The sequence below is a fragment of the Rahnella rivi genome (assembly GCF_019049655.1).
GTDB lineage: Bacteria > Pseudomonadota > Gammaproteobacteria > Enterobacterales > Enterobacteriaceae > Rahnella > Rahnella rivi.
In genome coordinates this window covers 128,847-136,324 of the sequence record NZ_JAFMOX010000051.1, presented here as the reverse complement: position 1 = coordinate 136,324, position 7,478 = coordinate 128,847, and the positions used below count along the sequence as shown (strand labels likewise).

The following is a 7,478-nucleotide window of genomic DNA, read 5'->3' as shown; positions in this document are numbered from 1 at the left end:
ATTTATAATTTGGGCATGGCTTATGATCGAAGTTATCAATGGAAAAAGGCAGAGTCGAATTACAAAATCGCACTTAAAATTAAACCCGGAAATCCAAATTGGAATTTCAGGCTGGGTTTTGTTCTAGAAAGACAAGGGAGGTTTAAGGATGCCGCTAAATATTATGAGATAGCTTCAAGAGCAAATATTAAACACAATTCACACGTATTCTATCGACTAGGGTATGCTTTATATAAGATCGGGCAATTTGAAAAATCTTGTTTATCTTTCTTAATGATGAGAACAGACCGTACTTTCATTAATAAATCTTTTTCACATAAATTGTTTTCAACTAACCCATGGACTGCAGATGAATATCATCAGAGGGCTTCAGAACTTGAACTATCAGGTGATTTGATAAAATCTAATGATTTATTTAAAAAATCATTAGAACGGAAGAATACATATAACTCTGAGTGGTACTTTAAACTCGGCTACTCATATTTCAAAAACAAAAAATTTAGCGAAGCATGTAAAGCTTTTCTTGATACAAGGATTTTCTCAAAAGCATATGGGGTACCCCTTGAAGAATATGAATCAAAAGAACAACTAAAATTTTCGGCAAGCTACTTAGAGTACTATGACAGACTTGAAATTAAAGAAGATTATATTTTATTAGAAAGTTTTCATGGCGCATCTGCTAGTTGTAACCCATATGCCATATATTCAAATTTGATCAAACGAACTGAGTTCAAAAACTTCAAATTTGTTTGGGTTATAAAAAATGGAATTAAAACCCCAACCAACTTATTAAGAAAAAGAAATGTAATCGTTGTCATTAGAAATTCAGATGCTTACTTAAGATATCTAGCCAGTGCTAAATATCTGATTAACAATGTATCATTCCCAAACTTTTTCTTACGCAAAGAAGGTCAAAAATATTTAAACACATGGCATGGCACTCCAATGAAATACCTTGGGAAAGATATCAAGGATAGTTATCTTTCTCATGCAAATGTTGCAAGAAACCTTCTGCAAGCGACTCATATAATTAGCCAAAACAGCTATACAAATGATATTTTGCTTGAGAGATACGATGTTTTAGGTTTATCAGATGCCATTGTAGCTGAAACAGGTTACCCACGAACAGATATTACTTTAAATGCTACAAAAGAAGAGTTATTAGCAGTTAAGAAACGGCTTAATATATCTCCTCTGGAAAAAATTGTTTTGTATGCTCCAACATGGAGAGGTGTACATGGTAAAGCAAAATTTGATACTACTCGTTTATTAGATGATCTTAAAACCATGTCCCAGAGTGGATATAAGATAGTTTTTCGCGGTCACCATCTGATGGAAAATCTGATTGCTAATACTTCAATACCTGCAATTGTAGCACCTGGAGATATCGACACTAACTTATTAATATCAATAGCAGATTTATTAATTACGGATTATTCTAGTATTGCATTTGATTATTTAGCGCTGAGACGTCCTATATTATTCTATACTTATGATATTGAAGACTATAAGTCTGAGCGAGGTTTATACATTTCGCCTGAGGATTTCCCTGGCAGAATCTGTCATGAGCAAACTGAGCTTTCTGACGCTATTGTTTCCGCAATGGAAGCTGGTTTTGATAAAAAATATCTTGAGAAGGTTGATTATTTTGTTCCATTTGATGATGGTAATTCTTCATCAAGAGTAATTGATATGTTCTTTTTCGAACAAATGTATAATGTCAATTTTTCTAGGACTTTCACGAAGAAGAATATACTCATTTATGCTGGTCCATTTATGCCGAATGGTATTGCAACATCAGCCATAAATCTCCTGCACGCAATAAATTATGAAGAATACAACGTCATTTTAGCCGTTGATATCTCTGCGTTAAATGGGCATCCCGAACGTTTAGATATGATTAAAAAAATACCTAAACAGGTTAGGATAATAGGCCATAGTGGTGCTATTTATTTCACACCGGAGGAAAAATGGGTTTCAGGGAAATTTGACACTTACAAATACTTCTCTTCTGATGAAATGAAAAAAACCTATTTGAATTGTTATCAACGTGATTTTTATCGGACTTTCGGGAGGAAAGAAATTGACGCCATAATCAACTTTGAAGGATACAATAAAAAATGGGTTTCATTATTTGCATCTATTTCCTCTAAAGAAAATAAAAGCATAATATATCAGCACAATGACATGTGTTCTGAGTTTAAATTACGTTTCCCTTATCTTGAATGTAATTTCAATTTATATAATGATTATCATTCTATCATTTCAGTTTCATCTGCTACTAGAGATTTAAACTGTAACAACATGACTGATAACTATAGTATTCCCTCAGAAAAATTCTCTTTTTCTGATAACTTACAAAATCCTGACAGTGTTATCCATTTATCACGTGAAGATATTGATGATTCTATCTTTAGTAATGGGAGGCATACTTTCGTTACCCTCGGACGTTTATCTCCAGAGAAAGATCACGAGAAACTGATCAGAGCATTTAAAATTGTGCACGAATTCAACATTAATTCACAGTTGATAATATTAGGTGATGGTCCATTAAAGTCTCATTTAACTGTTCTTATTAATCAATTGGAATTGAATGATTCAGTTATACTGCTTGGCAGGAAAGACAATCCTTTCCCATATCTTAAAAGGTCTGATTGCTTTGTTTTATCTTCTAATCATGAAGGTCAACCAATGGTTCTTTTTGAAGCGTTGATTCTAAAAAAACCAATAGTAGCAACGGATATTGTTGGTAACAGGGGCATATTAGGAAATGATTATGGCCTACTTGTTGACAACAGTATCAATGGCTTGGTCGATGGTATGAAAAAGAGCATGAGACGAGAATTAGCCACAGATAATTTTGACATAATGACATATCAAAATAATGCTATGAATATGTTCTATGAACACATCAACTAATTTTTGAGGCTGTAAATGTCTTCTTTCGTTTTAAATATAAATGCTGATATTAGTATTGAAGAACTCGATGAGATTCTTGCAAGTGGTATCTATAGATACATTCACATCGATCATTCAAGCTTAACTGTAAATCAAGAAAATATAATCAACCTCGCACGAAAAAATTTGGATATCTGGCGAAAACTTGTTTCATTGACGAATCATGGTTTTTTTACTTACGTTCTGAGGGAGGGAGTATCTTCTTTTGTTAATATAAGTGAATTACAGAAACTGTGGATCCCTTTAAAAGAAAAAAAATATAGCATTTCCGATAAAGGCATTGTTTATGAATATGTTAATTCCGAGCATAACATTGATAAAAAGATGCTTGTTATATTCTCTCAAATACCATTAGATCCCCACTCATCAAGTCTAAATAGATATTTCAGTCGTAGTTTTTCTACATTAGAGAAATACGTTGGAAAAAATGTATCAATTTTAAGAATAGCTGACATTGGCGGAATTACAGGTGCATTCTATTTAAACACCATTGGCCTTCCTAATAATGAAAATAACATACAATCATTAATTAAAAATATTGCATCTAATAATAATATTGATGAAGAAAATATAGTCCTTTACGGTGCTTCTAAAGGAGGCACCGCTGCAATGTATCACGGTTTATCTTGCAAATTTAAGGTAGTAGCGGTTGACCCTATTTTTGATGACGAGTTTTATCTATCTGAGCACAATGATCTCCATATGATCAATGGGATTTTCCCAGATACTAAAAAAAATAAATTTAGTATGCTTTTGAACGATAAAATCAATGAATTGCCTGATATTAAAGTAATAACATCTAAAAATTCAGAACAATTTCCTTACATTGAAAATTTTTTGAGACCAATAATACCGTATATAACGCTTCTAAATTGCATAAATCCTATGATCAAAAAACATCCTGATGTAGGACCGTATACTATTCATGCAACAACGGCGTTAATTAATGCTAGCCTCATTAATTTACCAATGACCCCAAACTATCAGGTTTTCTTGTAGAAGGTTTACCGTAGTTTTGTTCTGATATAAAAGGCTTGCCGGACACATATTTAAAAGCTTGATGTCCGGCTATTCTGCTTTTGATGAGAAAATAGAATGAATAGTGTGTCAATTTTTTTGAAAACTGCCTCATGCTTTTTTTTATTGTTTTCGTTTTTTTCCAACGCAAACAGCATTCAATCCGTTCCAGAATCTCCAAATATATTTAACGAGAAAAGTTTATATCTAAAAATTCCGTTGATGTTTAAAGATTACAATAAACTATTAGATAATGAACCTACTGCTAATTATATTTACCCTGGCTCATTTTATATTTCTAGTAATGGCAAAATTTACATACAGTATGTTTTTGACCCTAAAACCACTAATAACGTCATTGTGGTTTATTCAGCTAAAGGTGTTTATGAGGGTTACTACCTCATTTCAAATGGCGGCCAAGGTGTTGCTGGTGAGGGCCTCATTGTTAAAAAGAATAAAGACAATGAGATGACAGTTTACGCAGGTTCGACAAATGGTGTTATGAAAGCCTATATTTTATCGCATGCAAAATATGGCGATTTACTGAAAATGTATCAAAGCTATGCCATAGGTTTATACAATCAATTTACATTCTATAATAAAAAGTGGTTAGTCGAATCCATTGATCGTTCAGATAACGTAACATCCCGAACTAATTTAATATACTTAGATCTAGATTTTAATCCATTAAATAAGATCAGTCTTGAACTTCAAGACTCTGGATACATAACTGATAAAACCACACGCGACGCTAAAAAATATAACAAAAGGCAGGGATTGGGACTTTGCGGTGATTTTTTAGTTGCAGGATATGGTGCTTACTATTCTAAAGTGGTACATGATACTACTAATACATATCAAGGTATAAAATTATTTGATACAAACGGGAATAAATTATCACAGTTTATGTACAACCCCAAAATATTGATTTCATCATTCTCTAACATGGGATTAAAAGCAACAAGAGTTGAAAATGAAGGTGTTACATGTTCTAGCGATGGTAGAAATTTATTCAGCATCTTTATTTACAGTGATAGAAAGCATCCATCTATTGCTAAAAATGAGGGTATTGTAATTTTCAAATCATCTATGCAAGATCTAATAAATAAATTTAACTAATACTTTTTAATAAGTCTAATGATACGCAACCATTAACTACTAACACATTTTTTGGTGTGTTTATTTATAGTTATATGCTCAGCTCATTGTGTTCACCCTCATCCCTGATCTTCACCCCGTCCCCCGCAAACCTATTCCCCTCCACCACATTGTTATCGGCATAATCGGCAAAATATTTACCCGATCCCTCTCTCGGTTTATCCCCGCAGTCAAATCCTGATAAATCCCGGTTCTGCCGGGATGCCAGCCAGATGCCGACGGGTTCGTTGATGAAGGTGTTGTTACGGATGACGTTGTGATCACTGTGCTGCCAGCGGATCACGGATTTGCCGGTGCTGAAATGTTCACCGCAGTTCTTATACAGAAACACGCCCCCTGCCCCGTTCGATTCGAAACGGTTGCCTTCGATCAGGTTGTACGCCGATGAATCCACCGCTAATCCTTCACGTTTTCCCTTGCCGAAGCTCTCATGCCCATTGTTGATTATCTGGTTATTCACAATGTTGTTATTTCGCGATGAGTGTTCCAGATAAATGCCCGACATATACGAATCGCGAACCACGGAATTCTTCAGCGTTGAGTGGGTGACGTAATCATCAAAGTAGATCCCCACCCGACCGCTGCCGCTCACCTCGACGTTCTCAAGCGTGATACGCGTCGGTGTTCTGCGGTAATTCTCTTCATGGTCTGAGCTGAGTTTGTTTGCCGCTATGTCAGACGTGACGCGGATACCGCTGTGCGTGTAGTTTCGCACTTTGCAGTTTCTGATCGTCACATCAGACATGGGTTTGCCTTTGCCGTTGATGAATATCCCAAATGATTTCTCGTTATCGCCGTCGAGCACCGCACCACGGCAATCGACCGTGGTGTGACTGGCGGTGATGACCATCTCCTGGTGATAAACGCAGGAAGGCACTAACGAGACGTTACCGCGCATGGCGGGTAACCGGCATTCGTGGGAAGCGAATGCTGAATCAGCAACCGCGCAGGCCGTCAGGGAAAGAGGCAGAAGGATGATGAAAGAGAAACAGGCACAGGGTGTAAACATCCGTTTTGCTGGCATCTGTGCATGGTCCTCAATTCATTCAGGAAGGCTGTCGTTTAATGTAGTTCATCACCAGTTTTTGACTGATGAAGACGGGTTTGTACTGGGCATCGGCAATCGCGGCTTTGTCTTTTTTATGCCCGCCATAAAACACCGCATTGATCTGCGTATTCTGCAGCAAGTATAGACGGAACTGTTTGAAAAGCTTCATATCGGGCTTAAATCCTGAGGTCCAGAACTGGTTCAGATGCCCCTGATAAGTAATGCCTTTAATGTCGTACAGCGCATTGCCCATCACTTTCAGCGGCTTGTTATGGATCAGTGCTGATATCCCCGCTGTGCTGTTGATGGTCACTACCGCTTTGGCGTGGGTCAGCAATTCCGGCATCGGCAGGTCATGGACGTAAATCACGCGGTTATTGATGCGGTATTTTTTACCGAGCTGGCGGATAAGCGGCCCGTATAAGCGGTGCCCCCTGTCCATCGGGTGATGTTTGATCACCAGAAACTCGGTCGGCGGCGCTTTCTTGGCGAAGGAATGCATCACTTCGTTGATGTAATCGCGCACGTCGTTATACGGGCTGTGGTTGCGGATTTGGCTGTCGTTGTAGACCTGCAAAATCGCCAGGAAGTAGCGCTGATCCAGATCCGTCTGGAGTTGCTGCAACACATTGCGCTGACGGAAGGCATACACCTTTTTGCGCCAGGCAGCACGGGTCCAGCAGCGCGCCTCATACCACGGCGAGAAGGATTTGTGATGGCGGTATTTCGGGAAATCATGGCGCGAGCCCCACCCGACCAGATAGTAGGTTATCGCATGACGGACGCGCTGCCAGGCCGAAGGTTTGAGTTGCTCAATGTCCGGCATAGTCATTGGTGGCAGGTTACGGTAAAACTCCGCCTCGCGCGGCACACTGGAATAGGCATTCACGCCGTTCTGTTCCAGCGTGATGTAGTGCGGGCGCAGATAGCCCTCCTCAAATGCGAGGAAGCGCACACCTTTGGCCTGTGCCCAGCGCTTAGCTGCCTGATGCAACGGACGACAATCCCCGAAACACACAATGGTGTCGAAGTCGTAATCCTGCCACGTCTCTTTCAGCCAGGTCGGAAACTCTTTCGGGGTCTGCTGAAACAAGCGGTATTCACGTTTACGCGAATACCGCCTGTCGCCGCCGTTGAAAACGACGTTCACCGCTTCCCGCCCCAGAGACTCAAGCCACTGCGCCAGATCGCTGAAGAAAGGCCCCATCGGCCCCTGCAACAGCAGATACTTTTTTCCAGAAAGTAATGTAGTAAGCGCCTTACTGTCCATTTTCGTCCACGCTACAAACTTTGAGTA

5 protein-coding genes are annotated in these 7,478 nt (G+C 38.6%); 3 read left to right on the top strand and 2 right to left on the bottom strand.

Features of this window, described 5'->3' with window-relative positions; genetic code table 11:
- Positions 1-15: 15 nt before the first annotated feature.
- The 3 genes from J1779_RS06715 (at position 16) to J1779_RS06705 (ending at position 5,094) form a co-directional block, all read left to right on the top strand.
- Positions 16-2,919, top strand: a complete 2,904-nt coding sequence (locus J1779_RS06715) for a CDP-glycerol glycerophosphotransferase family protein (protein WP_217203228.1) — start codon at positions 16-18, stop codon at positions 2,917-2,919.
- A gap of 15 nt (positions 2,920-2,934) precedes the next feature.
- Complete coding sequence (locus J1779_RS06710; protein ID WP_217203226.1) at positions 2,935-3,957, top strand: XcbB/CpsF family capsular polysaccharide biosynthesis protein; 1,023 nt, start codon at positions 2,935-2,937, stop codon at positions 3,955-3,957.
- A 96-nt stretch (positions 3,958-4,053) separates the two neighbouring features.
- Entirely contained in the window at positions 4,054-5,094 is a 1,041-nt protein-coding gene (locus J1779_RS06705) for a hypothetical protein (protein ID WP_217203224.1), read from the top strand.
- A gap of 70 nt (positions 5,095-5,164) precedes the next feature.
- On the opposite strand, the gene J1779_RS06700 is transcribed toward J1779_RS06705, so the two are convergent.
- The gene (locus J1779_RS06700) at positions 5,165-6,142 is read right to left on the bottom strand and encodes a NosD domain-containing protein (RefSeq protein WP_238485090.1); all 978 of its coding nucleotides are present in this window, start codon (positions 6,140-6,142) and stop codon (positions 5,165-5,167) included.
- Positions 6,143-6,179: 37 nt separating this feature from the next.
- Entirely contained in the window at positions 6,180-7,451 is a 1,272-nt protein-coding gene (locus J1779_RS06695; protein ID WP_217203221.1) for a capsule biosynthesis protein, read from the bottom strand.
- Positions 7,452-7,478: the final 27 nt, after the last annotated feature.

What these genes read in the sequence shown, in the direction of transcription:
- J1779_RS06695 (WP_217203221.1), bottom strand. Translation starts at nt 7,451, where the DNA reads ATGGACAGTAAGGCGCTTACTACATTACTTTCTGGAAAAAAGTATCTG.
- J1779_RS06715 (WP_217203228.1), top strand. Translation starts at nt 16, where the DNA reads ATGGCTTATGATCGAAGTTATCAATGGAAAAAGGCAGAGTCGAATTAC.
- J1779_RS06700 (WP_238485090.1), bottom strand. Translation starts at nt 6,142, where the DNA reads ATGTTTACACCCTGTGCCTGTTTCTCTTTCATCATCCTTCTGCCTCTT.
- J1779_RS06705 (WP_217203224.1), top strand. Translation starts at nt 4,054, where the DNA reads ATGAATAGTGTGTCAATTTTTTTGAAAACTGCCTCATGCTTTTTTTTA.
- J1779_RS06710 (WP_217203226.1), top strand. Translation starts at nt 2,935, where the DNA reads ATGTCTTCTTTCGTTTTAAATATAAATGCTGATATTAGTATTGAAGAA.